We start from the raw sequence: 24776 nt of genomic DNA on the forward strand, positions 1-24776 counted from the left end.
CCGGTCGCACCATAGCGCGACCGGACCGGCGTCACGGAGAGACGCTGATCAGGGGGTCGTGGGGACCTTGATCTCGCCGGAGACGATCTTGGCCTTGATGTCGTCCAGCTTGGACTTGATGTCGTCGATGTGACCGCCGGTGGTGGCCAGGGAGACACCGCCGTCCTTCAATGCGAAGACGGTGTTGCCGCCCTTGAAGGTGCCATCGTGCACGCGGGTCAGGAAGTCCAGCACACCGACGTTGACGCCCTTGACCATCGAGGTCAGGATCACGTCGCGCACCGATGCGTCCGCGGTCAGCGCCTGGTCGGAGTCGACGCCGATGGCCCAGTGACCGGTGCCCGCAGCCTTGGCCGCCTGGAAGACGCCGTCACCGGACTTGCCGGCGGCGCCGTAGACGATGTCCGCGCCGTTCTGGTACATGCCGGCCGCGGCGGTCTTGCCCTTGGCCGGGTCCGCGAAGCCGCTGAAGTCCGGCGGCTGGGTCAGGTAGGCGACGTCGACTTTGATGTTCTTGTTGACGTACTTCGCGCCCGCCACGTAACCGGCCTGGAACTTCTGGATCAACGGGTTCTGCACACCGCCGACGAAGCCGATGTGGTTCGACTTGGACTTCAGCGCAGCGGCCGCACCGGCCAGGAACGAGCCCTGCTCCTCGGTGAAGGTGATCTGGTCGACGTTGGTGCCCTTGGAGGCATCCGAGGCATCGTCGATGATCGCGAACTTGACGTTCGGGAACTGCTGGGCCGCCTTGCCGACGGCCGACGCGTAGCTGAAACCGACGGCCACGATGGCGGTGTTGCCGTTCTGCGCCAGCTGCTGCAACCGGTTCAGCCGGGATGCGTCGTTGTCGGTGCTGGTGGCCACGATTTCGCTCGGCTTGATGCCGAACTTCTTCTCTGCCTCGTCCAGGCCCGCGGCCGCGGAGTCGTTGAAGGAGTGGTCACCGCGACCACCCACGTCGTAGGCCATACCGACCTTCAGTTGACCGGCACCGCCGGTGCCGGTCCCCGAGCCCGCTCCGGTGCCGGATGGCGACGAACCGCTGGTCGAGTTGGAGCCACACGCGGCCAGGCCGATCGCGAGGGCAGCGACAGCGGAAGTTGTCGCGATTTTCTTCAGGGTCTGCACAAGATCTCCTCCGTCAGGGCAGCAACATGATCGGACTTACCCTAACGGCCTGTTCAACGTGGACACAGCACTGGGACCGAACCGTTATCGCCTAGGCGCAATCCGTCCCGGCGATGATGAAACCGCCGCCCCAGTAGTCGCCGTCGTGCAGGCCCCACACTTCCAGATCGGTGGCGTTGTTGATCCCGGTCGCCGCAGGTGTGGTGCGGCCCCCGTTGTCGTTGTTACCGGCCCACGCGTAGACCTGCTTGTCGGCCGTCAGTGCCAGATATCCGCCGTCGGAGGCGAAAACCTGCACGACGTTCTTGCCGGCGAAGTACTGGGTGTAGTCCAGGGTGCTGAGACTGGTGCTGGCGTGGCTGAAGAACTGGATCACGTGTCCGTCCTCGGTGACCCACACCCCGCCGGTATAGGTGTTGTAGCCCCAGCTGTCGAACGTCTTGATATTGCTGGCGAAGTCTTTCCAGCCGATGGTGTTGCCGACCGCCGACCCTGTCCCGTAGAGGTCGCCGCTTCCGGTCAGGGCCCACGTGGCGGTGGGCTCGGCGACGACTTGGACCACGCTCGTCGGGGCGTTGGACGCAGTGGTGAGGGCGAAGCCCAGGGACCAACTGCGCACCGTGCCGGCGATCAGCAACGAACCGCCGAAGGTCAGTGAGCCCGTCGTGCCCGATCCGGACCGGGTGCTGTAGGCACTGAACGCCGTGGCGCCGGCGCTGCCGGGGAGCAAGGCGGCCCTGGGAGTTCCGGTGGCGTTGTCCGGCCAGTAGTAGAGGCCGTTCGAGGTGAGCGCGTAGCCGTATCCGTCGGTGGCCTGAGCGTCCAGGACGGTCCCGGAGATGCCGCTGACCTTGGTCACCGTCGTCGGTCCGCCGACCGCCGAACTGAACATCTGGTAGACCGACGCGCCATCGGTGGCGACGCCTCCGGCGGTGTCGTTGGCGGTGTTGACGCTGGTCCACGTGCTGACCGTCTTGAGCCCGGTGAGATTGACGCCTCCGAATTGCAGGGTGAGCGGCGATGCGGCAGTGCCGCCCAGGCTGCGTCCCCAGTAGGAAACGGTGCCGGCCTGGGTCACGATGGCCGCGTTCGAACCGTTCGACGGTCCGGAGGTGGTCGACCCCTGATCGCCGGAGATCGCACCGGACAGCCCGTTGGTCACACCCGTGACGGCAGAGGTGATGGTTGCCGGATCACCGGATCCGCCGACACTGCGGTACAACTCGTAGACCGGCCCGGCATTCGGGGTCACCACTCCGTCCCCGGCGTCCGAGACACCCTGGAACGTCGCACCGACCGAGTACGCACCCGAGGCTCCGGTCACCTTGAAGGCGGGCACGCTCACGAGCCCGTTCGCGCCGACGGTCACGGTCTGCGTCTGAGGGTTGCCGCTGGTGAAGGACAGCCCGGTCGGCAGGGTGATCGTCACCGCGGAACCGGCCGGAGCGGGGTTGGGCCCGATGAAGGCCCGGAACGTGACGGTGCCGTCAGGAACCACACTGCATCGCACCACTGTCCCGAAACCCGTGACGTTGACGATGTTCGGATCCGACAGCGGAGAAGCGGCGGCCGGCAGCGCGGTGGCCCCGACAAAGAGCACCGGCGCGGTCCACGTCGCCGTGCGCACGAGCGTACGGCGATCGACCTTCGGGACGTCCACAGTCCATGCGGGCAGGCGTCGATCTGTCACAAAGTGTCCCTACGAGTCGGTTTGATGCGCACCCGAGGGTACAAAAACCTCAAACTCTACCGAATCCGATACCACCCGAACATAGGACAGCACCGGCCAACACCTTGGCGGCGATCGCGACGGCTCGTTCGTCGACGACCAGGTTTCCTTGGTGCAGTTCGTACGTCGCACCGCCGGGTGTCCGGGTACCCAACCGGGCCAGGGCGCCCGGCGTCCGTTGCAGCATCCAGGAGAAATCCTCCCCGCCCAGCGACTGCGGTGTGCCAACGGGTGCGTCGGTACCGATCAGCGTCGCCGCGCTGCGGCGCAACGCATCGATGCACGCGTCGTCGTTGACCACCGGCGGCACCCCGCGCTCGTGATGAACCTCCGCGTGCACGCGGTACGGCGCGACCACCTCATGCACGATCTGCTCCACCAGGCCCTCGGCCCGCAACCACGTTTGCGCATCGAGCATCCGCAAGGTGCCGCGCGCCGTACCCGAGGAGGGGATGACGTTGGGGGCGCTGCCTGCGTGCACCGCGCCCCACACCAGCGCAGCCCCTGCGCGCGGGTCGAGGCGGCGGGACAACACGGCGGGTACGTCGGTGATCACCTTGGCGAGGGCGTAGGTGAGGTCACCGGTCAGGTGCGGGCGGGAGGTGTGACCGCCGCGGCCGGTCACGGTCACCGTCACGTCGTCACACGCGGCCGTGATCGGGCCCTCCGCCAAGCCCACCGTGCCGACGTCGATGCTCGGGTCGCAGTGCACCGCGAAGATCCGGTCCACGTCGACGAGTTCGCCCTGCGCGACGATGGATTCGGCGCCGCCGGGCAGCACTTCCTCGGCGGGTTGGAAGATGGCCCGCACCGCGATACCGGCCTCGAGCAACTGCTGCTCGACCGCGGCCAGCGCCAGCGTCGCGCCGAGCACGCCGGCGGTGTGTACGTCGTGCCCGCAGGCGTGGCACATACCCGGCTCGAGGGAGGCGAACGGCAAACCGGTCTGCTCCTGCACCGGCAACGCATCGAGGTCGGCGCGCAGGCCGATCCGGATCGTGGGCTGCTCCGCGCCCAGTTCGGCGACCAGGCCGGTGCCGTCGAGCCGGCGGGTGCGGATGTCGCTGGCTTCGAGGCGCTCACGCACCACCTCGGTCGTGCGGTGTTCCTGGTAGCCGATCTCGGGATGCGCGTGCAGATCGCGCCGCAGGGCGATCAACTCGGGTTCGAGTGCGTCCACGCGGGCGGCGATGAGGTCATTCAGAGCAGTGTCCACAGCGCGCTCCAGCGTAGTCAGCCCGTCACACCGCTCCCCTACCGGCCACCAGGACGATGAGCAGGACGACCGCCAGGAGGCACACGACCGACAGCAGGTAGTGGTTCGCGACGAACCCCAGCAGGCGGCGCACTAGAAGCTGTCGCGGGGCACGTAGGCGCCCCAGACCTCGCGCAGCGCATCGGCGACCTCGCCGCCGGTTGCCCGGGCGGACAGCGCGTCGCGCATCGGCCACAGGACGTTGTCGGACCCGGTCGCGGCCTTCTGCAGCGCCGCGAGGTGCCGCTGCACGAGGGCGTTGTCCCGGGACGCGCGCAGCCGGGCCAGTCGTTCCCCCTGCTGGGCCTCGATGGCGGGATCGACCCGCAACGGCTCGTACGGCTCCTCGGCGTCGATCGTGAACTTGTTCTGGCCGACCACGATTCGCTCACCCGAATCGATCTGCAGCGCAGTGTCATAGGCGGTTTTCTCGATCTCGGCCTTCTGGAAACCCTCCTCGATCGCCGGGACGGCTCCCCGCGATCCTCGACCTGCTTCATCAGGTCGAGCACCGCTTCCTCAAGGTCGTCGGTCAGCGCCTCGACCACGTAGGAGCCGGCGAACGGGTCGACGGTCTTGGTCACGTCGGTCTCGTAGGCGATGACCTGCTGGGTGCGCAGCGCGAGACGAGCCGCCTTGGCCGTCGGCAGGGCGATGGCCTCGTCGTAGGAGTTGGTGTGCAGCGACTGGGTGCCACCCAGGACCGCACCCAGACCCTGCAGCGCCACCCGCACCAGGTTGACCTCCGGCTGCTGGGCGGTCAGTTGCACACCCGCGGTCTGGGTGTGGAAGCGCAGCATCTGCGACTTGGGGTTCTTCGCCCCGAAGTCGTCACGCATGATCCGAGCCCAGATGCGCCGGGCGGCACGGAACTTGGCCACTTCCTCCAGGAGCGTCGTACGGGCCACGAAGAAGAAGGACAGCCGCGGCGCGAAGTCGTCCACGGCCAGCCCGGCATCGCGCGCAGCCCGTACGTAGGCGATGGCGTTGGCCAGGGTGAAGGCGATCTCCTGCACGGGGGTCGCGCCCGCTTCCGCCATGTGGTAGCCGCTGATGGAGATCGTGTTCCAGCGCGGAATCTCCTGGTGGCAGTAGGCGAAGATGTCGCTGATCAGGCGCAGCGACTGGGCCGGCGGGTAGATGTAGGTGCCGCGGGCGATGTACTCCTTGAGCACGTCGTTCTGGATCGTGCCGGTCAGCTTGTCGGCCGCGATGCCCTGGGCCTGCGCGGTCAGCTGGTAGAGCAGCAGCAGCGTCGAGGCCGGCGCGTTGATGGTCATCGAGGTGCTGACCTGGTCCAGCGGCAGGCCGTCGAAGAGCACCTGCATGTCGTCGAGCGAGTCGATGGCGACGCCCACCTTGCCGACCTCGCCGTGGGCCAGGGGTGCATCGGAGTCATAGCCCATCTGCGTCGGCAGGTCGAAGGCAACCGATAGGCCACCGGTGCCGTTGGCGACGAGTTCCTTGTAGCGCGCGTTGGATTCGGCCGCGGTACCGAATCCGGCGTACTGCCGCATCGTCCACGGACGACCGGTGTACATGCTCGGGTAGACCCCGCGGGTGAAGGGGAACTGACCCGGCTCGCCCAGGGAGTCCTGCGAGAACCCAGCCGGCAGGTCGTCGTACACCGCCTGGATCGGCAGTCCGGATTCAGTCTCAGCCATAGGTTTCAGCCTAGTCAGCCCAGCGCCTGGTTGAGCTCCATGACCAGAGCCGGGCCCCGGTAGATGTACCCGGTGTAGACCTGCACCAGATCCGCGCCGGCGTCCACCAGCGCCAGCGCGTCGTCGGCGCCGGTGACTCCGCCTACCCCGATGATCGGCATCCCGGTGTGCTGGGCGACGTACTGGACGACGGCTCGGGCCCGCCGGGTCAGTGGTGCGCCCGAGAGTCCGCCGACCTCGCCGGCCAGCGACAGGTCGGCGTCGGCGAGGCCGTCGCGGGCGATGGTGGTGTTGGTTGCGATGATTCCGCTGATGTCGCTGTTCGCCGCGACATCCAGGACGTCGTCGATCGCACTGTCGGTCAGGTCGGGCGCGATCTTGACGAAGACCGGGGTGGGACGGGCCCCGGTCGCAGCCGCCAACCGCGTTGTCTCCGTAACGATTTCGGCCAGTAACTCGGCCAGTGGCTCCTTGTCCTGCAAGGACCGCAGACCGGGGGTATTGGGGCTGGATACGTTGACCGCGAAATAGTCGGCGACCCCGTCGAGCGCCCGCACCGACGTCAGGTAGTCACCCACCGCGTCCTGGACCGGGGTGATCTTGGTCTTGCCGATGCTCACGCCCACCGGTACGCCGATGGGTCCCGTCGCGCGTAGCCGCTCGGCGAGCGCCTGGGCACCGGCGTTGTTGAAGCCCATCCGGTTGATGATGGCCGCGCTGTCCCGCAGGCGGAACAGCCGCGGTTTGTCGTTGCCGGGCTGGGCCTGGGCGGTCACCGTGCCGAGCTCGATGTGACCGAAGCCCAGTGCGGGCCAGGCGAGGGCGGCGACGCCGTTCTTGTCGACGCCGGCGGCGAGCCCGACCCGCCCCGGGAAGGTCAGGCCGGCGACGCTGACCGACTGGGTCGGCACCTTCAGGACGGCGGCGATCGCGGCGAGCCGGCGCGGACCGAGGCCGGCCAGCCGATGCAGCGTCTGCTCGTGGGCGGCCTCGGCGTCCCCGCCGCCAACGCGGAACAGGGCCGGTCGCAGCAGGTGGCGATAGCCCAGGTCGAGCGTGGTGCGGCGGGGATTCACGTCAGGTTGGCGCGGCCGGTCTCGACGAGTTGCTCGACGATCTTCTTCACGTCCTGCGCCCGGGCCCGACTGGTCACCAGCACCGCGTCGTCGGTGTCGACCACGACGATGTCGTCGACGCCCATCGCGACCACCGTGCGACCCGAGCGGGGTGCGACCACCCCGGTCGCGTCCTGCATCACCACCAACTCCCGGCGGCCGAGCACCTTGACGCCCGGAGCGTCGGCGTTGTCGGCCAACAGTCCGGCCAGCGACGCGAAATCGCCGACGTCGTCCCAGGAGAAGTCGCCGGGGATCACCGCTACGCGGCCGTCGACCGCAGCCGGTTCAGCGATCGCGTTGTCGATGGCCAGCTTGGTCAGCCGGGGCCACAACTCGTTGATCCGGATCGGCTTCTCGGCGATCTGGCGGAGGTACTTGGCCATCAGCGGCTGGTAGTGCTCCAGCATGCTCATCAGCGTCGCGGCTTGCACGACGAACATGCCGGCGTTCCAGCGGAACCGTCCGGACCTGAAGTACTCCTCAGCGGTCAACGGGTCCGGCTTCTCGACGAAGGCAGTGACGCCGTGGGCACGGGGCGCGCCGTCGACGTCCAAGGGATCACCGGTCTCGATGTAGCCGAACTGGGTGGCCGCGTGGGTGGGTTCGATCCCGATGGTGACCAGCTTGCCGGTCCGCGCCACGGCGACCGCTTCGGTCACGCACGCCCGGAAGGCGTTCTCGTCGATGATGACCTGGTCGGCGGCGAAGGATCCGATGATCGCGCCGGGGTGGCGTGCCTCCAGGATTGCCGCAGCCAACCCGATCGCCGGCATCGATTCGCGTCGGGAGGGTTCGACCAGGACGTCGTCCTCACCCAGCTCCGGCAACTGCTCGCGCACGGCATCCACGTGCTGCCACCCGGTCACCACCAGGAACCGGTCGTCGCACAACGGGCCCAGGCGATCGAACGTCGATTGCAGCATCGAGCGGCCCGACCCGGTCAGGTCGTGCAGGAACTTCGGTGACGCCTCGCGCGACAACGGCCACAACCGCGTCCCGGAGCCACCGGCGGGGATGACCCCCAGAATCCGTCGATGCTCACGCGGCCAACCGTAGCCGAGAGGGTTCACGAGACGCTCACTACCGCGCCATCTCGCCGACCCCCTGCCGGCCACCTGCCGAGCGCACCCTGTAGGTCGTGAAGGTTGCGATCGTCACCGAATCCTTCCTGCCGACCCTCAACGGGGTCACGACCAGCGTTTGCCGGATCTTGGACGAATTCTCCCGCCTGGGGCACCAGGCGTTGGTGATCGCTCCCGGTCCCGCGCCCGCCGCCTACCGCGGCCACCGCATCCACCAGGTCCGCGGCGTCACCCTTCGCTCGTTCCGGGTGGGTCTACCGCCGGGATCCTCGAGCCCGTGCTGACGTCGTTCGAGCCCGACGTCCTGCACGCGGCGTCCCCCTTCGGGTTGGGCGCCCGTGGCCTGGGCGCCGCACGCAACCTCGGCATCCCGACCGTGGCGATCTACCAGACCGACATGCCGGGATATCTGGCCCAGTACGGCGGCCGGCCCGCGGCGGCGCTGTCCTGGCGCTGGGTGCGCCATCTGCACTCCTTGGCCGACCTCACCCTCGCCCCGAGCTCGGCGACGATCCAGCAGTTGCGGTCACGCGGCGTACCCCGGATCGCGCACTGGGGCCGCGGGGTGGACTCCTTGCTCTTCACTCCCCGACTGCGCACCTGCCCCGAGGTGGTCGCCCTGCGCGAGTGCCTGGCACCGCGGGGCGAGACCGTCGTCGGGTACGTCGGCCGGCTGGCCCCCGAGAAGCAGGTGCACCGCCTCGAGGTGCTGGCTGACGACCCCTCGATCTCACTGGTCATCGTCGGCGACGGACCCAGTCGCGTGCGATTGGAGCGGTTGCTGCCGCGGGCGCACTTCCTGGGTTACCGAACGGGGCTGGACCTGGCGCAGGCCTACTGCGCATTGGATCTCTTCGTGCACACCGGCACCAAGGAGACGTTCGGCCAGACCTTGCAGGAGGCCATGGCCTCGGGTCTGCCGGTGGTCGCGCCGTCAGTCGGCGGCCCGCTGGACGTGCTGGAGGCGGGTCGGACGGGGTGCTTCTACGACACGCACGAGTTGCGCCGGGTGGTGCTCGACCTATGCGCCGACCCCGACCGCCGGGCGGCCCTTGGCAGCGCCGCCCGGCAGACGGCCCTGGAACGCGGCTGGGCCGGCACCGTGGCGCAATTGCTGGACTACTACCGGCAGGTGCAGGCACCGCGCTCGCTGGCGGCCGCCTGATCCCCGCTGTCACACACTCGGCGATCGACACTGTCTCGTCGATATCGGCGTCGCGCTGTTCGCCGACGTGGTGGGCGCCGTCGACCTGCAGCACCAACCGGTCACCGATGAGGAAGTCGACCGGACGACCCGCAAGGTGCGCCTGCGCCAGGATCGGCACCTTCAGGAAGCGCAACCGCCAGCGCACCAGGGTTTCCAGACCGGAGTCCGAGAAGGGGGTCAGCGCACGATTGGGTCCGTTCACCCGTACGCCATGGAAAGCACGAGCCCTATAACTTCAAACCGCCCGGCGCTCCAACGGTGAAGAAGGCCGTCGCTGCGTGCCTATGGTGTTCCAAATCCCTTCTGATATTTTGTTGATATGCGCCACGCATCGCTTAAACATTTCTTGTTGTTCTGATCGCGGTTGCGATGAGTATGGGTTTCAGTGGCCGGGCCCAAGCCTACACATTAGAAGGTCCAATTTGGGGTGGAAACCCCTCACCACCAAATTGCTGCGCTCATTTCACGGTGTACTTTCAGCCCGGGATGGCAACGACGGTCAATTGGTCAACGAGTCAGAACCAAGGATCGGCGGCGCATGAACTCGGGCATGCGACTGGCCTTGGACATAGCGCGGTGGGATGTGCCGTGATGGCACCCGTGAGTTCCGCAACCTGCGGGTTTACGCCGTCCGCAGACGATGCGGCCGCAATGCGTGCAATCTACTAAGTCAATTGAAGGTGACATAAATGTTGTGGGCAGCTAGAAATCTCGGAAGGTGTTCGTTGACCCTCCTCGTTGCCATCGGTCTCACAGCGTGTGGGAGCACGGCGACACCGACGAAACAACTTACCAGCTCTTCTCCCAACGGTGGAGTTACAGCGACGCAGTACTCTGACGCAAGTTGGGCGGTACATTATTCCTCACTACCGGAGCTCGTAGCCCATACTGATTTAGTAGTACTTGGAGTTGCAGGTAAAAGTCAGTCGTACGTTCATCCTGACGGATACGAAATGAGCAATGTCGATGTGACCGTGGGTAAGATCCTCTATTCTCGTGCCGGGGAGACTCTTCCCGCGATCGGAAGTAGTGTTATTGTTGCGCAGACCGGTGGTGTGTCGAACGGTGTGCTCTCCGAAATCAGAGATGATCCAATCTTCGGCAACGGCGAACGCGTGCTTTTGTTTCTTACCCATTTAGAAGACTCTCGGTACAAGGTAACCGGTGGACCATCAGGGCGCTTCACCGTCGATACGTCTGGTCGGAACCAAGCTTTTTCCACCTTGAGCGCAAGTATCCCAAACTCGCTTGACTCTTTATCCGCCGCGCTCAAGAAGACGGCGTTGCAGCACTAGGCTAGCGCTTCCACAGCTATTTAATCCGGGCATCACCCGACACAAACGTCTTGATCATGCGGCTGATGAACACCCATACCTTTCCTCGATTCGCGACCCGTAGCTCGCTTCGCGAGTTGAAGGTGCCGGGCAGGAACCGTAGTCGTTGTCCTCGTTGAACTCGTTCGGTTTTTCGACATACGCATGTCCCCTGACCTTGTGGCTCGTCCTCGAACGGGACGACCTACCACAGGACGGCGCGGGCGCGGGGTCGCAGCGGCAGCCGGGCCATCGCCGGTTTGTCGATCAGCTGCTTGTTCGCGGCCGATTCCCAGATGGTCAGTGCTCGCTCGAACGGCTGGCAATCGGCGACCGCTGCGAGGGCGTTCTCGATGGGATCGACCAGTTGGTCCGGGTGGCGCGGCACCGGCTGTCCCGTCGACGGTTTTGACGAACCGGGGTTTCTTGGGTGCCCGTTCCCCATCGACGACCGCCTGGGCGCGCTGCTGCTGGATCGTCAACGTCTTGGAGTCGCGGACGGCGCGTTTACGGGAGTAGGCCCACACTGCCCGCCACGACAGTTGGTGCACGTTCTTGTCCCATATAGGTTCGGCGGACTTTGCCAGGTCGTTCTCGGCTCTCGCGGCCGTACTGGTCCGGCGTGGGGTGATGGTGGGGGTACCGCCCAGCACGAAGTGTGAGGGGAGCGATGACCTGCCCATCGGTGAACGCATCGCCACGCCAGTGGAAGTGTTTGGCCAGGTCCCCGGGGGCTTTGACCACCCGGGAGCCGACGATGAACCGCAGGTTGGCCTCATCGAGCTTGGTCAGGTTCTCCGCCGAGAGCATCCCGGCGTCGGCGACCACGACCATGTCCGCCAAACCATGGCGTTCCTGGAACTGTCGGACCATCGGCACGATGGTGGCGGTCTCGGCCTGGTTGCCCTCGTAGCAGCCGATCTCCAACGGGAACCCGTTCCGGTCGACCAGGAGTCCGACGACGATTTGTGGGTCGACGCGCCGTTCTTTGGAGTAGCCGACTTTGCGGAGGTCGTCTTCCTTCTCGGCCTCGAAATACAGGGTCGTGACGTCGTATAGGCACAGACTCAAATCACCTGCAGCAGCGGCGTGTTCGAAGCACGCTCCAGCGAGCGTGTCCCGGTATTCCTTGCCCGCGCACCGCTTCAGGGAGCGGAACATCGTGCGCAGCGACGCGTGTTCGACGCCGGTCTCGTCCAGGACACGCACCGTGTCCGCTTTGCTGGCTCGATGATCCGGGCCAACACCAACTCCCGGAACGCTGGGTCACCGATCGCGTCGAACCCCAAGTCGGTGTACGCCTGCGACAGGACCTGCCACAACACGGCACTGGTCTTACCGGTGATGACGCCCGGGCGGGTAGCACCGCTCTCGTCGTCGAGACCGAGCTCCAGCACGTCCTGACCCGGCCGAAGCCGCTCATGAGCCAGCTGCATCAGCACCGCCAGTTCGGCGTCGCTCCGAGCGGTCCCGATGTGCTCCAGCACCACGTCGCGACCTGCCCGACGCTCGGCGATCTGCACTTTCGTCGCACCGGAACGACCCGGGACCTTCCGCACGAACACCACGACCCCGACGATATCCAGTAGCGGGGTGTGTCAATCAGCCGAACCGTAACCCGCTGACCAGCACATATACCCGGCCGAAACGGAAATCCTGCTCAAGTGGCACGAGTCGGGTGAGGATTACCGAGCCAGCGCCCGCGGTCGGTCAGGCGTGCTTCTTGGCCTTGCGGAAGTCCTTGTTCAGCTGGGAGATGACATCCAGCGGGATCTCCTTGGGGCACGCGGCCGCGCACTCACCGATGTTGGTGCAGCCGCCGAAGCCCTCGAAGTCGTGCTGGTTGACCATGCTGACCACACGGGCATCCCGCTCGGGCTGACCCTGCGGCAGCTCGCCGAGGTGGGCGACCTTGGCCCCCATGAAGAGCATCCCGGAGGCGTTCGGGCAGGCCGCGACGCACGCGCCGCAACCGATGCAGGTGGCGGCGTCGAACGCACGGTCCGCGGCTTCCTTGCGCACCGGCAGGTTGTTGGCCTCGGTGGCCGCACCGGTGTTGACCGAGATGTAGCCGCCGGACTGGATGATCCGGTCGAACGACGAACGGTCCACGACCAGATCGCGCAGGACCGGGAAAGGCGCCGCCCGCCACGGCTCGATGGTGATCTCGTCCCCGTCCTTGAAGGACCGCATGTGCAACTGGCAGGTCGTGGTGACCTCCGGCCCGTGAGCCATCCCGTTGATCATCAGCGAGCACATCCCGCAGATGCCCTCACGACAGTCGGAGTCGAAGGCCACCGGCTCCTTGTCGCCGCCCTGCAGATCCTCGTTGAGGACGTCGAGCATCTCCAGGAACGACATGTCCTCGGAGACGTCGGTGACGTGGTGGGTCTCGAAACGTCCTTCGTCGGAAGGGCCTTCCTGACGCCAGATCTTCAGTGTCAGATCCATTATTTGTAGCTCCGCTGCTTCAGCTCGATGAAGTTGTAGACCAGGTCTTCCTTGTGCAGCACCGGCTTGCCGCCGTCGCCGCCCCACTGCCACGCCGCGACGTACGCGAATTCGTCGTCGTGCCGCAACGCCTCGCCGTCCTCGGTCTGGGATTCGGTACGGAAGTGGCCGCCGCAGGATTCGCGACGGTGCAGGGCGTCGATGCACATCAGCTCACCCAGTTCGAGGAAGTCGGCGACGCGGCCGGCCTTCTCCAACGACTGGTTGAGCGTCTCGGCCGATCCGAGGACCTTCACGTTGCGCCAGAACTCATCGCGCAGGCCGCGGATCAGGTCGATCGCCTTGAGCAGACCCTCCTGATTACGCTCCATCCCGCAGTACTCCCACATGATGTGGCCGAGTTCCTTGTGGAAGGAGTCGACGGTGCGCTCGCCGTTGATCGACAGCAACTTCTCGATCCGGCCCTTGACGTTCGCGACGGCCTCGAGCACCTCGGGGGCATCCTCGGCAACCGGCTCGAACGGGCCGGTGGCCAGGTAGTCCCTGATGGTGTTGGGAAGCACGAAGTAACCGTCGGCCAGGCACTGCATCAGCGACGAGGCCCCCAGGCGGTTCGCGCCGTGATCGGAGAAATTCGCCTCGCCGGTGGCGTAGAGCCCGGTGATGGTCGTCTGCAGGTCGTAGTCGACCCACAGGCCGCCCATCGTGTAGTGCACGGCCGGGTAGATGCGCATCGGGACCACCCGCGGGTCCTCCCCGGTGATGCGCTGGTACATGTCGAAGAGGTTTCCGTACTTGGCGTCGATGGCCTCACGGCTCATCCGCGACAGCGCGTCGGAGAAGTCCAGGTAGACGCCGCGGCGGAAGTCGCCGACCAGCGGCCCGACCCCGCGGCCTTCGTCGCACATGTACTTCGCCTGCCGGGAGGCGATGTCACGCGGGACCAGGTTGCCGAAGGATGGGTAGATCCGCTCCAGGTAGTAGTCGCGGTCCTCCTCGGGGATGTCCCTCGGGTCCTTCTCGACGTCGTCGCGGCTCTTGGGCACCCAGATCCGGCCGTCGTTGCGCAACGACTCACTCATCAGGGTCAGCTTGGACTGGTGGTCGCCGCTGACCGGGATGCAGGTCGGGTGGATCTGGGTGTAGCACGGGTTGCCGAAGTAGGCGCCCTTGCGGTGCGCCCGCCAGGTGGCCGTGACGTTGCAGCCCATCGCGTTGGTCGACAGGAAGTAGACGTTGCCGTAGCCGCCGGAGGCCAGTACGACCGCGTCGGCCAGATGCGTCTCGATCTCACCGGTCACCATGTCCCGGGCGACGATGCCGCGCGCCTTACCGTCGACGACGATCAATTCGAGCATCTCGTGCCGGGTGAACTCGGTGACCGTGCCGGCCGCGACCTGACGCTCCAGCGCCTGGTAGGCACCGATCAGCAGTTGCTGACCGGTCTGACCGCGGGCGTAGAAGGTACGTGCGACCTGGACGCCACCGAAGGAGCGGTTGTCCAGCAGGCCGCCGTAGTCACGGGCGAACGGCACACCTTGGGCGACGCACTGGTCGATGATGTTGGTGCTGACCTCGGCCAACCGGTACACGTTGGTCTCGCGCGAGCGGTAGTCGCCGCCCTTGACCGTGTCGTAGAACAGCCGGTAGGTCGAGTCGCCGTCGTCGTTGTAGTTCTTGGCGGCGTTGATACCGCCCTGGGCGGCGATCGAGTGCGCCCGGCGTGGGCTGTCCTGATAGCAGAACGCCTTCACGTTGTAGCCCGCCTCGCCAAGAGTGGCGGCCGCCGCACTACCGGCCAGGCCGGTCCCGACGATGATCACCGACAGCTTGCGCCGGTTGGCCGGGTTGACCAGTTTGTTCTCGAATTTAGCCGTGGTCCAACGTTGTTCGATCGGACCGTCGGGACACTTGGTGTCGGCGATCGGGTCACCGACCGAATAGAGGTCGGGGAAGGTGTCAGTCATGTGAACCGTCCTTAGTCGATGACGCCGAAAAGGATGAACAGGGGCGGCAGGATGAAGCCCACCGCGACCACCAGGGCCACGACCCCGGCGACGGTCTTGGCGATCCGCCGGGCGCTAGGCGTCGGGGTGAAGCCAAGGGTCTGCGAGGCGCTCCAGATGCCGTGGTTGAGGTGCATCCCCAGCGCGATCATCGCGGCCAGGTAGATCAGCGTCAGCCACCACACGCTGAAGCTGTGCACCACCAATTGGTAGGGGTTCTGGGTGATCGCGGCCGACTGGTCGCCGCCCACGTTGACCCGCAACAGGGTGAATTCGAGGATGTGCCAGATGATGAAGAGCAGCAGGAAGAGCCCGCCCCAGCGCATCCACTTGCTGGAGATGGACGCAGCCACCCGCTTCTTGACTGAATACCGTTGCGGCCGTGCGGCATTCGCGCGCCTCCAGAGCTGTGCCGCGCAGTAGACGTGCGCGATCACCGAGACCAGTAGAACGGCCTCGATGACGTAGAGCAGGCCGTGGTAGGGCAGCATCGGCTCGCCGATGGTGCGCAGGTGCTCGGCGTACTCGTTGTAGGCGGACTCACCGGCGAACAACTTCAGGTTGCCGTACATGTGCAACAGGACGAACAGAACGAAGATCACACCGGTGACGGCCATGACCGTCTTGAGGAAGATTGTGCTGCCGGTCTTCCCCGTGCGCTTCACAGGAACGGTTGATGTGGCCACGAATCCACATTCTACGGACGCCGTATCCGCTCCGGGGGTGAGGCAGGCCTAACCGAGAGGAAAGGGGCGCACCGACTCCCAGCTGCCGCCCTCGTCCTGCTCGTACAGGTCGAACCCGCCCGCCACGAAGCTCTGCCGGTAGTCCTCGAACTCGGCGGCCACCTCGTCCAGTGCGTCGTCGCCGACGTCGTGGGCCAGCGTCACGTGCGGGTGGTAGGGGAAGTCCAGCGGCCGCTGCACCGGGCCCTGCCGGATCGCGGCCTGCAGCTTGATCAGCTCCGGAACGCCTTCTTCGACGGTGACGAAGACGACGGACGACACCGGGCGGAACGTCGCCGTTCCGGCGAGGACCACCCGGAACGGCTGCATACTGCGCGCCACCTGCGCCAGGTGGCCGGCGAACTGCACCAGGTCCAGCCCGGCCACGTTGGTCGGCGGCAACAGGGTGATGTGCGTGGGGATGGACCTCGCCAAGGGGTCCCCCGCACGGGCACGAGCCTCTGCGATGAGCTGGCCCCCGGGCTCGGGGATGGCCAGTGCGACTCCGATCGTGCGCACGGACTATCGCGCCGGCAGGAAGCCGACGGCGTCGTATGCGCGTGCGAGGACGCCCCCTGCGACTTCCCGCGCCCGGTCGGCCCCCTTGGCCAGGATCGCGTCGAGCTCGCCCGGATCGGCCAGTAACTCCTCCACCCGCGCTTTGAACGGCGCCTGGACGGCCACCACCAGGTCCGCGACCTCCCCTTGAGCGCGCCGTACCGGTTGGGCCCGTCGAACCGGGCGACGATGTCGGCGACCGGCTCCGCGGACAGCGCCGAGTGGATCCGCAGCAGATTGGCGATACCCGGCTTGTTCTCCGGGTCCCAGCGCACGTGGTTGTCGGTGTCGGTCACGGCCGCCTTGATCTTCTTGATGTTGGTTTTTGGTTCGTCCAACATCATCAGGTTGCCGGACTGGTTGTCTGCCGATTTGCTCATTTTGGCCAGCGGATCCGCCAGCGACATGATCTTGGCGGTCTCGGAGGGGATGTGCGGCTGCGGGATCACGAACGTCTCGCCGTAGCGCGCGTTGAACCGCCCGGCCAGGTCACGGGTCAGCTCCAGGTGCTGGCGCTGGTCCTCCCCGACGGGTACGGCGGTGGCGTCGTAGAGCAGGATGTCGGCGGCCATCAGGACCGGATAGGTGAACAGGCCCACGTTGGTCGCCTCCGACCCGCGCTTGCTGGACTTGTCCTTGAACTGGGTCATCCGCGCGGCCTCACCGAACCCGGTGATGCAGGACAGGACCCACGCCAGTTGCGAGTGCTGCGGCACGTGGGACTGGACGAACACGGTGGCCTTCTCGGGGTCGATCCCGCCGGCGAGGTACTGCGCGGCGGTGACCCGGGTGCGGTGGCGCAACTGCTGCGGATCCGGCGACACGGTCAGCGCGTGCTGGTCGACGACGCAGAAGAAGGCGTCGAACTCTTCCTGCATGGACACCCAGTTGACCTGCGCCCCCAAGTAGTTGCCCAGGTGGAGCGAGTCATGAGTTGGCTGCATCCCGGACAGGATGCGCGGTCGCGCGTCCTTGCCGGGCAGCGCCGAGGACGAAATAGGCATGTGCGCCATCTTCGCAGCCCGCGCGTCCTATCCTGAAGCCAGGAAGGAACTGACCCCTCATGCTTGCTCGACAACGGCAGGAACACATCCTGCGGAAGATCGCCGAGAACGGCGGCGTGCGGGTTTCCCACATCGTGGCGGAACTCGGCGTCAGTGACATGACCATCCGCCGGGACATCGAGTCACTGGCCGAGCGGGGCCTGGTCGCCAAGGTCCACGGCGGCGCGATCCCGGTCGGCGAACGCACCATCGACGAGCCGGGATTCCACATCCGCTCGGAGATGAACCCCGACCACAAGTCCGACATCGCCCGCACCGCGGCCAGCCTGATCAAGGCCGGCTCGTCCGTTGCCGTGTCCGCCGGGACGACCGCCTACGCGGTGGCCGTGGCGCTGCGGCCGATCAAACGGCTGACGGTGGTCACCAACTCCCCGCGGGTCGAACAAGCGCTGTACGACCCCTCCCGCGACGACCAGCTGCTGGTCCTGACCGGTGGCGTCCGCACCCCGTCCGACGCCCTGGCCGGGCCGGTGGCCAACGCGATGCTCGCAACGACCCATGTCGACTCGCTCATCCTCGGTGTGCACGGCATCGACCTCAACGCCGGTCTGACAACCCCGAATCTGCAAGAGGCGCAAACCAACCGGGCACTCATCCGGTCAGCCAAACACGTGATCGTCGTCGCCGATCACTCCAAGTGGGGTGTGGTCGGACTGTCGACCATCGCCACACTGGACGACATCGACACCCTGGTCACGGACGCCAATCTCGACGAGGAAGCGCGCCGCGAGATCACCCGCCACGGGGTCAACCTGATCATCGCCCAGACCGATGACGTCGACAGCCCGCTGGTGAGTCTGGTCCGCTGAGCTACTGCTGCCCGGCCGAGGCAGGGCTGCCGGCCACCTCGATCGCCCGGATGATCGGCGGAAGCGTCTCATCGACGTACGCCGCCATGGCCAGCACGACGTCATCGGACTTGCCGTAGGGGTCGGGGATCGTGCATTCCTGGTCGGAGCGCTTCGGCCCCCGCCCGCGCAGGGCGACTGCACGGGCGACCACGGCAGCCAGCCCACCCTCGTCGGCGTGCACCGGTGCGTCCGCCGCGAGCGCATCGGACAGCTCGCGCAGGGTGAAAGTGCGCCGCATCGCCCGCGGGGCCAGGCGCAGGACCTTGCGCTGATGCTCACGCGAGGCGGTGATGACCAGATCGGCGTCCTCCGCCATGACTGCCTGCAGCTGCCGGGAGGCGAATCCCGCGGCGTTCACGCCGCGTTCGGTCAGCAGCGACGCGACCCGGGGCTCGATGTCGTCCCCCACGAGGGCCATCGTGCCGGCGCTGGACACGCTCACCCCCGGCAGGGCCGCCGACAGCATCCGCTCGAGGTACGGCGACCGGCAGACGTTGCCGGTGCACACCACGAGGATGCCGCTCACGGAACTCTCGCGAACTGGTGGACCAGGGGCACCACGTCGGCGATGCTGTCGACGACCCGGGTCGGGACGTAGGGGAAACGTTGCACGGCATCGGCGTTGGTGGATCCGCTCAACACCAGGATCGTGCGCAGGCCGGCCTCGAGCCCGCTGACGATGTCGGTATCCATCCGGTCGCCGATCATCACGGTGTGCTCGGAGTGCGCATCGATCCGGTTCAGGGCGGTGCGCATCATCAGCGGGTTGGGTTTGCCGACGTAGTACGGGTCGACACCTGTTGCCTTGGTGATCAACGCGGCGATGGCACCCGTGGCCGGAAGCGGTCCCTCGCTCGACGGCCCGGTCGGATCGGGGTTGGTGGCGATGAAACGAGACCCGTTCTCTATCAATCGAATTGCCCGGGTGATCGCTTCGAACGAATAGGTGCGGGTCTCCCCCAGCACCACGTAATCCGGGTCCCGATCGGACATCACGTAGCCGATCTCGTGGACGGCCGTGGTCAGTCCCGCCTCGCCGATGACGTACGCCGTGCCGTCCGATCGCTGGTCACCCAGGAACTGCGCCGTCGCAAGCGCCGAGGTCCAGATCGCCTCGACGGGTAGCTCGATACCGCTGGCCCGCAGCCGGGCCTGCAGATCGCGCGGGGTGAAGATCGAGTTGTTGGTCAGCACCAGGAAGCGTCGGTCGGTCTCCTGCAGGGCCGCCAGGAAGTCAGCTGCGCCCGGAATGACGTGCTGCTCCCGGACGAGCACGCCGTCCATGTCGGTGAGCCAGCAGTCGACCGGTTTCGAATCCGTCATGGCTTCAGTCTGCCTCGTGATCGACGACCAGCGCCGCGTGGTCGCTCCAGCGCTGCGCGTAGGTCGCGGCGCGACCCACGGTGACGCCGCTGACCCGCTCGGCGATCGACGGGGAGTGGATGGCGTAGTCGATGCGCCAGCCCGCGTCGTTGTCGAAAGCCTTCCCCCGCCACGACCACCACGTGTACGGGCCCTCGACCTCACCCGCCGCGCGACGGGTCACATCGACCCATCCATCGGCGAACCACTTACTGAGATAGGCCTGTTCGTCGGGTAGGAACCCCGCTTTGCCGCGGTTGCCCTTCCAGTTCCTCAGGTCCTGCTGGGTGTGACAGATGTTGAGGTCACCGGTCAGGATGACCTGCTCGTGCTTGACCTCCTGCAACCGCGTGGTCATCGCCTCGAGGAACGCGTACTTCTCGTCCTGCCGGGGCGTGCCGGCTTCGCCGGTGTGCACGTAGGCGCTGATCACGCGTACCGCGCCCGAGGGCGTCTCGACGACCGCTTCGGCCCACCGACCCTGGTCCTCGAAGCCCGCGAGGCCGGTCCGCTCGGCCGAGATGACGTACGGCGTGAGCACGGCCACGCCCGCGCGCCCAGGGGCAGCGGCAGGGGCATGCACACGCTGCCACTCGGCGTACGGCGATGCGGCCAGCCCCGCACTCAGCTGGGCGGGCGTCGCGCGCACCTCCTGCAGGCTCAGCACATCGGGCCGTTGCCCGGCCAGCCAGTCCAGGCCGCCCCGGCGGGCGGCGGCGCGGATGCCGTTGACGTTCGCACTGATCAGTCGCACGCCACCAGTCTGCCCGGTGGGTCAGACGAAGCGCTTGGCGTATCCGAGCCGGTAGCGCAGATCACGGCTGCGATCCTTGATGTAACGGGCCGGGTTGCCGCCGACCACCGTGTACGGCGCGACGTCCTTGGTCACGACGGAGCCTGCGGCCACGACGGCACCCTCGCCGATCGTCACGCCGGGTAGCACGATCGCGTGGCTGGCGATCCAGGCGTAGTCGCCGATGCGGACCGGCGCCCCCACTTCGGCGAAGTCGGGCGAATCGACGTCGTGCTGACGGGTGTAGATCGTCACGTGGCTGCCGAGGTTGACGCTGTCACCGATGGTCAGCCCGCTGCGCCCGTCCAGGAACGCTGTGTCGCCGATGGTGCAGTGCTCCCCGATGGTGATCAGGTCCGGTGCATAGAACTCGGCCCGCCAGTGGATGCTCGATGTCTTGGGCAACCGCATCCCGGCCAGGCGGTAACAACCCGCCCGGACCCGGTGGGAGGGGACGTAGCCCACGTCGGCGAGCAGCCTCAGCCGCAGATCGCTCCACACGTCCCTGCGCCATCGGACTGCCGACACGGCGCCCGCTGGTGCGATCCTCTTGGCTTTCTCGCGCACGGTCCCGACCACCCGATTAGCGTATGGCCGGTGAGTCCGCGAATCGGCGCCTACGTGCTCACCGGGGACACCACGTGGCTGGGCAGGTCCCTGGGCAGCTATTACCCGCTCCTAACGGCACTGGTCATCCCGTGGCCGGAGGACGGCCTGGGCTGGCACGGGCAGGACCTGCCACTGGCCGCGATCGGCTCCATCGTGGAGTCGATCGACGATCGTCATCTCCTGCGGCTGGTGCCCGGTCGGTGGACCGACCGCGATCACCCCCTGGACGCGGAGACCCGACAGCGCCAGGCCGCGATCGATGCGTTGAGCGACGAGGTCGACTGGATCCTGCAGATCGACAACGACGAGGTCCTGCCGGACCCCGACCGGTTGCTGCGCGTTCTGACGTACGCCGAGTCGCGCGGCCTTGCGGCCGTCGAGTGGCCGTCGCGGACACTGTTCCGGCGCACCCGGAGAAGCGTGTTGCAAGTCGCCACCGCTTCCGGCGAACCGAACTACGAGTACCCGGGGCCGATCGCCGTACGGCCGCGGACCCGCCTGGTCAGCGCCCGGCGCGTCGACGCCGCCTTCCTGCGCCCGGTCGTCGAAGGTGACGACGCCTCCCTGCAGGTGGCCCGGCCCGCCGATGCCGCGGAGGACCGCTCCTCACCATCGCGGCCGACTCGGCGATCATCCACGCCAGTTGGGCTCGCCCGGCGGGGCAGACGTGGTCGAAGCTCACCGGCTGGGGGCATGCCACCGGCCTGCGAGGACCGGTCTACTTCGCCCTGGTGTGGTGGCCCGCACCCGTCACCTGGCGACTGCTGCGCAACTTCCACCCGTTCGCCCGCACGCTGTGGCCCCGGCTGATGCGGCTGCCAGTCACTCCCGACCTGGACTAACCCGCTCGGGACAGGTCGCCGAGTTCGACCATGCGCGCGAAACCGGGACTGGCGGCCACGACCTCCTCGAACGATCCGACGGCGGCGACGCGTCCGCCCTGCAGATAGACGACGCGCTCGACGTTGCGCACGGTGGACAGGCGGTGGGCCACGACGATGATCGTCATCGTGCCTTCGAGGTCGTTGATGGTGCGGGCGATCCGGTGCTCGGTCTCGTTGTCCAGCGCCGAGGTCGCCTCGTCCAGGACCAGGAAGGTCGGCTGGCGATACAGCGCCCGCGCGATGCCGACCCGTTGCCGCTGTCCGCCGGAGAGCAGCGAACCTCGTTCACCCACCTGGGAATCCAGGCCGTCCGGCAGGGCTTCGACGAGATCGGTCAGCTCGGCGTCGCGGATCGCACCGGCCAGCCGGATCCGGTCGATCTGCGCCCGGTCCTGGTCGAACGCGATGTTCTCGGCCAGGGTGCCGGTGAACAGGAAGACGTCCTGGGGCACGTACCCGACGGCGGTACGCCATTGCTGCGGTGCGCCCGCCAGGTTCACCCCGTCCAGGGTGATCCGGCCGCCGTCCGGCAGGTGTAGCCCGAGAATGAGGTCCACCAATGTGCTCTTGCCGGATCCGCTGCTTCCCACGAACGCCGTCGACGAACCGGGCTCGAAGGTGAGGTCGACGTCGCTGACGGCGTCGCTCACTGCCTCGGGGTACCGGAAGCTGACGTTCTGCAGTTGCAGCGTGCCCTCCTGCGGCAGCCGCGGCGCCGCTTCGGCGGAGTTCTGCTGCGGCACGTAGGAGCTGTAGCGGTCCAGGTCGCGCACCATCGCGTTGAGGGCGGGCGTGCCCGCCCGGATGTTGCTGAGACTTCCCAGGAGCGCCGACACCGCGGGGATGGTCCGGAAGCCTGCGGCGACGAACACCGCCAGCAGGCCCACCGATCCTCGGTTGCCCTGACTCTGCGACACGCTCGAAAGCGCCAGCAGGACGCCGACACCGAGGATGAACACGATCTCCAAGTAGTAGCGCGGTAGTGAGTTGAGGAAGCCCACCATCCGGTCGGCGTAGGCGCGACGGTAACTGGCCCCGGCGTAACGCTCGATGAAGACGCCCTGGACGCTGCGCAGGTGAATCTCCTTGTTGGCGCCCAGCGCCTTCATCGACTCGGCGATTTCCTGCCCCGCGTAGTCGGCGACCCCGCGGCCGGCCCGCACCGTGCGCGGGCGCAGCACCTTGACGTAGCCGATGCCGGCGATGGCGAGGTACACGGCGAAACCGACCGTGGGCAACGGCGCCAGAGCGAAGAGCACGACCGCCATCGCGACCAGGCTGACGATGCTGGTCAGCGCCGAGACCGAGCCCGCCAGGGCGTAGTTGAAGGCCAGTGTCACGGTGTTCTGCAGGACCTGGATCAGGTCGGCCGTGGGCCGTTGGGCGATCTGGGTGTACGGCGCGTGCAGGAACCCCGACAGCAGGCGCACCGAGGTCTTGGCGCGTTCGTCGTAGATCAGCGCCGTGGACCACCAGTTGAAGAGGATCTGCAGGAGGTCCTTCAACAGGAACAACCCCACCATCAGCGCGGCCAGGATCGCCACGAAGGTGGACCGTTGCGGGGAACCCAGCGAGCGGCTCAGCAAACCCATCACACCGGCGTCGTAGAAGGCCCCCGAGGAGATGTTCACGATCGGGTACACCAGCGCGATCGCCAGCATGTCCATCATCGCGGCGATGAAGTTACCGAGGGAGACAAAGGTCAACTTCACCCGGAATTCGCGATCGGTGAAGGCGCGGATGGAGCGCAGCACGCTGATCATTCCAGCTCCGCTCCTGGGCCCCTTGAGCGATCGGGTTGCCTCACCGCATCACGCTAACCTATCCCCGTGGCGGCAGGTGCGGTGAGCGGAATCCGCCCGGTGGCCTTCTATCTGCCGCAGTTCCACCCCACCCCGGAGAACGACCGGTTCTGGGGCGCCGGCTTCACCGAATGGACCAACACCGCCAGGGCCCGCGCACTCTTCCCCGGCCATCGCCAACCGCATCTGCCCGCCGACCTCGGCTTCTACGACCTGCGGTCCCCGCAGGCTCGTGCGGCGCAGAGTGATCTGGCCCAGCAGTACGGCGTGACGGCGTTCGCCTACTGGCACTACTGGTTCGGCGGGGGCCGGCGCATCCTGGAGCGGCCGTTCGCCGAGGTCCTCGCCTCCGGCGTACCGAGCGTCCAGTTCTGCCTGGCGTGGGCCAACCAGTCGTGGACCGGTGTCTGGCACGGCGACCCGGGCCGGGTCCTCATCCAGCAGACCTACGGCGGCCCGCAGGACTACCGAGCGCACTTCGAGTCGGTCCTTCCGGCCTTCCGCGATGAGCGCTACCTGCGGGTCGACGGTAAGCCCGTGTTCTACATCTTCCGACCGGAGGAACTGCCCCACCGCCACCTGTTCATCGACCTGTGGCAACAACTGGCGGTGCAGAACGGCCTGCCCGGGCTCTACCTGGTCGCCGAAGTGAGCGATCTGCTCGGCCGGCACCCGGTGTACTCCGATTTCGCCGCCGACGGCTTCGATGCCGCCGTGCACATGCGCGTTCCGGCGCAGGTGACGAAGGCGGCGGAACAGCGAAACCGCTGGGCCCGCAAGGTGTTGCGCTGGCCCGAAACCTACGCGTACAGCGCGGACTGGGCCTACCTGTCGGCGGGTCGGGACGACCTGATGCCGTGCGTCTACCCCAACTGGGACAACACCCCGCGATCCGGTCGCGACGGGTTGGTCATCACCGGCAGCCGTCCGGACATGTTCCGCCGGCTCGTGGCCGGCGCCGCCGCGAGCACGCTGCCGCGACCGGCACAGGAGCGGCTGTTGTGGGTGAAGTCGTGGAACGAATGGGCCGAAGGAAACTACCTGGAGCCGGACCTGGAGTTCGGCCACGGCTGGCTCGAGGCGCTGCGAGACGGTGTGGCCGACGCGTCCGGGTCCGCGTGATGGCGCACCGGCCGTTGCGGATCGCGATGATCTCCTACTACCTGCCCAGC

At 67.0% G+C, this 24776-nt stretch carries 21 protein-coding genes and 3 pseudogenes; 6 read left to right on the forward strand and 18 right to left on the reverse strand.

Going from position 1 to position 24776, the window contains the following annotated elements; translation table 11 throughout:
* Positions 1–48: 48 nt before the first annotated feature.
* The 6 genes from ACFQBT_RS13795 to ACFQBT_RS13820 form a co-directional block, all read right to left on the reverse strand.
* Positions 49–1131 carry a BMP family lipoprotein gene (locus ACFQBT_RS13795; RefSeq protein WP_377823491.1) on the reverse strand — a complete coding sequence of 361 codons (1083 nt, stop codon included), beginning with the start codon at positions 1129–1131 and terminating at the stop codon, positions 49–51.
* A 91-nt stretch (positions 1132–1222) separates the two neighbouring features.
* Positions 1223–2821: a hypothetical protein gene (locus ACFQBT_RS13800; RefSeq protein WP_377823492.1), complete on the reverse strand. Its 1599-nt coding sequence runs from the start codon at positions 2819–2821 to the stop codon at positions 1223–1225.
* A gap of 49 nt (positions 2822–2870) precedes the next feature.
* Positions 2871–4076, reverse strand: coding sequence for an amidohydrolase (locus ACFQBT_RS13805; protein ID WP_377823493.1), 1206 nt, complete (start codon positions 4074–4076; stop codon positions 2871–2873).
* A 38-nt stretch (positions 4077–4114) separates the two neighbouring features.
* Complete coding sequence (locus tag ACFQBT_RS13810; RefSeq protein WP_465252292.1) at positions 4115–5779, reverse strand: acyl-CoA mutase large subunit family protein; 1665 nt, start codon at positions 5777–5779, stop codon at positions 4115–4117.
* A gap of 14 nt (positions 5780–5793) precedes the next feature.
* Positions 5794–6855, reverse strand: coding sequence for a quinone-dependent dihydroorotate dehydrogenase (locus ACFQBT_RS13815; RefSeq protein ID WP_377823494.1), 1062 nt, complete (start codon positions 6853–6855; stop codon positions 5794–5796).
* The gene (locus ACFQBT_RS13820) at positions 6852–7967 is read right to left on the reverse strand and encodes a mannose-1-phosphate guanylyltransferase (RefSeq protein ID WP_377823496.1); all 1116 of its coding nucleotides are present in this window, start codon (positions 7965–7967) and stop codon (positions 6852–6854) included. The genes ACFQBT_RS13815 and ACFQBT_RS13820 overlap by 4 nt, the downstream gene beginning before the upstream one ends.
* A 130-nt stretch (positions 7968–8097) precedes the next feature.
* On the opposite strand from ACFQBT_RS13820, the gene ACFQBT_RS13825 reads away from it, so the two are divergent.
* The 3 genes from ACFQBT_RS13825 to ACFQBT_RS13835 all read left to right on the forward strand — a co-directional run bounded on the left by ACFQBT_RS13825 (position 8098) and on the right by ACFQBT_RS13835 (position 10481).
* Positions 8098–9144: a glycosyltransferase family 4 protein gene (locus tag ACFQBT_RS13825; RefSeq protein ID WP_377823498.1), complete on the forward strand. Its 1047-nt coding sequence runs from the start codon at positions 8098–8100 to the stop codon at positions 9142–9144.
* Between the two features lie 528 nt (positions 9145–9672).
* A complete protein-coding gene (locus ACFQBT_RS13830) occupies positions 9673–9855 on the forward strand; it encodes a matrixin family metalloprotease (RefSeq protein ID WP_377823500.1) in 183 nt (60 codons plus the stop codon).
* A gap of 284 nt (positions 9856–10139) precedes the next feature.
* Entirely contained in the window at positions 10140–10481 is a 342-nt protein-coding gene (locus ACFQBT_RS13835) for a hypothetical protein (RefSeq protein ID WP_377823502.1), read from the forward strand.
* A gap of 223 nt (positions 10482–10704) precedes the next feature.
* On the opposite strand, the gene ACFQBT_RS13840 is transcribed toward ACFQBT_RS13835, so the two are convergent.
* From ACFQBT_RS13840 to trpS, 7 genes and pseudogenes are all read right to left on the reverse strand, one after another.
* Positions 10705–10887: a hypothetical protein gene (locus ACFQBT_RS13840; RefSeq protein ID WP_377823503.1), complete on the reverse strand. Its 183-nt coding sequence runs from the start codon at positions 10885–10887 to the stop codon at positions 10705–10707.
* A gap of 4 nt (positions 10888–10891) precedes the next feature.
* Positions 10892–12067, reverse strand: a pseudogene (locus ACFQBT_RS19945) (IS1634 family transposase); the annotation flags it as partial.
* Positions 12068–12209: 142 nt separating this feature from the next.
* Entirely contained in the window at positions 12210–12950 is a 741-nt protein-coding gene (locus ACFQBT_RS13855; protein ID WP_377823507.1) for a succinate dehydrogenase/fumarate reductase iron-sulfur subunit, read from the reverse strand.
* Entirely contained in the window at positions 12950–14917 is a 1968-nt protein-coding gene (locus ACFQBT_RS13860) for a fumarate reductase/succinate dehydrogenase flavoprotein subunit (RefSeq protein ID WP_377823508.1), read from the reverse strand. The genes ACFQBT_RS13855 and ACFQBT_RS13860 overlap by 1 nt, the downstream gene beginning before the upstream one ends.
* 11 nt (positions 14918–14928) lie before the next feature.
* A complete protein-coding gene (locus ACFQBT_RS13865; protein ID WP_377823510.1) occupies positions 14929–15642 on the reverse strand; it encodes a succinate dehydrogenase cytochrome b subunit in 714 nt (237 codons plus the stop codon).
* A 48-nt stretch (positions 15643–15690) separates the two neighbouring features.
* Positions 15691–16200: a 2'-5' RNA ligase family protein gene (locus tag ACFQBT_RS13870; RefSeq protein WP_377823512.1), complete on the reverse strand. Its 510-nt coding sequence runs from the start codon at positions 16198–16200 to the stop codon at positions 15691–15693.
* 3 nt (positions 16201–16203) lie between these two features.
* Positions 16204–17243, reverse strand: a pseudogene (trpS, locus tag ACFQBT_RS13875) (tryptophan--tRNA ligase).
* Positions 17244–17302: 59 nt separating this feature from the next.
* On the opposite strand from trpS, the gene ACFQBT_RS13880 reads away from it, so the two are divergent.
* Positions 17303–18112 carry a DeoR/GlpR family DNA-binding transcription regulator gene (locus tag ACFQBT_RS13880; protein ID WP_377823514.1) on the forward strand — a complete coding sequence of 270 codons (810 nt, stop codon included), beginning with the start codon at positions 17303–17305 and terminating at the stop codon, positions 18110–18112.
* A gap of 1 nt (position 18113) precedes the next feature.
* Here the strand turns inward: ACFQBT_RS13880 and ACFQBT_RS13885 are convergent, their stop codons facing one another.
* The 4 genes and pseudogenes from ACFQBT_RS13885 to ACFQBT_RS19900 form a co-directional block, all read right to left on the reverse strand.
* Complete coding sequence (locus tag ACFQBT_RS13885) at positions 18114–18680, reverse strand: arsenate reductase/protein-tyrosine-phosphatase family protein (protein WP_377823516.1); 567 nt, start codon at positions 18678–18680, stop codon at positions 18114–18116.
* Positions 18677–19477, reverse strand: coding sequence for an HAD-IIA family hydrolase (locus ACFQBT_RS13890; RefSeq protein ID WP_377823518.1), 801 nt, complete (start codon positions 19475–19477; stop codon positions 18677–18679). The genes ACFQBT_RS13885 and ACFQBT_RS13890 overlap by 4 nt, the downstream gene beginning before the upstream one ends.
* A 4-nt stretch (positions 19478–19481) precedes the next feature.
* Positions 19482–20270, reverse strand: a complete 789-nt coding sequence (locus ACFQBT_RS13895) for an exodeoxyribonuclease III (RefSeq protein ID WP_377823519.1) — start codon at positions 20268–20270, stop codon at positions 19482–19484.
* Between the two features lie 21 nt (positions 20271–20291).
* Positions 20292–20504: pseudogene (locus ACFQBT_RS19900) on the reverse strand (acyltransferase); the annotation flags it as partial.
* 402 nt (positions 20505–20906) lie between these two features.
* On the opposite strand from ACFQBT_RS19900, the gene ACFQBT_RS13905 reads away from it, so the two are divergent.
* Positions 20907–21728, forward strand: a complete 822-nt coding sequence (locus ACFQBT_RS13905; protein WP_377823520.1) for a hypothetical protein — start codon at positions 20907–20909, stop codon at positions 21726–21728.
* Between the two features lie 28 nt (positions 21729–21756).
* Here the strand turns inward: ACFQBT_RS13905 and ACFQBT_RS13910 are convergent, their stop codons facing one another.
* Positions 21757–23565, reverse strand: a complete 1809-nt coding sequence (locus ACFQBT_RS13910; protein WP_377823522.1) for an ABC transporter ATP-binding protein — start codon at positions 23563–23565, stop codon at positions 21757–21759.
* A 66-nt stretch (positions 23566–23631) separates the two neighbouring features.
* Here ACFQBT_RS13910 and ACFQBT_RS13915 point away from each other — a divergent pair, with 66 nt between their 5' ends.
* On the forward strand, positions 23632–24726 hold the full coding sequence (locus tag ACFQBT_RS13915) for a glycosyltransferase WbsX family protein (RefSeq protein WP_377823525.1): 1095 nt from the start codon (positions 23632–23634) through the stop codon (positions 24724–24726).
* Positions 24727–24776: the final 50 nt, after the last annotated feature.

Origin of the sequence: Branchiibius cervicis (assembly GCF_042661605.1) — a bacterium.
Taxonomy (GTDB): domain Bacteria; phylum Actinomycetota; class Actinomycetes; order Actinomycetales; family Dermatophilaceae; genus Branchiibius; species Branchiibius cervicis.

What these genes read in the sequence shown, in the direction of transcription:
- ACFQBT_RS13835 (WP_377823502.1), top strand. Translation starts at nt 10,140, where the DNA reads ATGAGCAATGTCGATGTGACCGTGGGTAAGATCCTCTATTCTCGTGCC.
- ACFQBT_RS13810 (WP_465252292.1), bottom strand. Translation starts at nt 5,779, where the DNA reads ATGGCTGAGACTGAATCCGGACTGCCGATCCAGGCGGTGTACGACGAC.
- ACFQBT_RS13860 (WP_377823508.1), bottom strand. Translation starts at nt 14,917, where the DNA reads ATGACTGACACCTTCCCCGACCTCTATTCGGTCGGTGACCCGATCGCC.
- ACFQBT_RS13855 (WP_377823507.1), bottom strand. Translation starts at nt 12,950, where the DNA reads ATGGATCTGACACTGAAGATCTGGCGTCAGGAAGGCCCTTCCGACGAA.
- ACFQBT_RS13830 (WP_377823500.1), top strand. Translation starts at nt 9,673, where the DNA reads ATGGCAACGACGGTCAATTGGTCAACGAGTCAGAACCAAGGATCGGCG.
- ACFQBT_RS13890 (WP_377823518.1), bottom strand. Translation starts at nt 19,477, where the DNA reads ATGACGGATTCGAAACCGGTCGACTGCTGGCTCACCGACATGGACGGC.
- ACFQBT_RS13880 (WP_377823514.1), top strand. Translation starts at nt 17,303, where the DNA reads ATGCTTGCTCGACAACGGCAGGAACACATCCTGCGGAAGATCGCCGAG.
- ACFQBT_RS13910 (WP_377823522.1), bottom strand. Translation starts at nt 23,565, where the DNA reads ATGATCAGCGTGCTGCGCTCCATCCGCGCCTTCACCGATCGCGAATTC.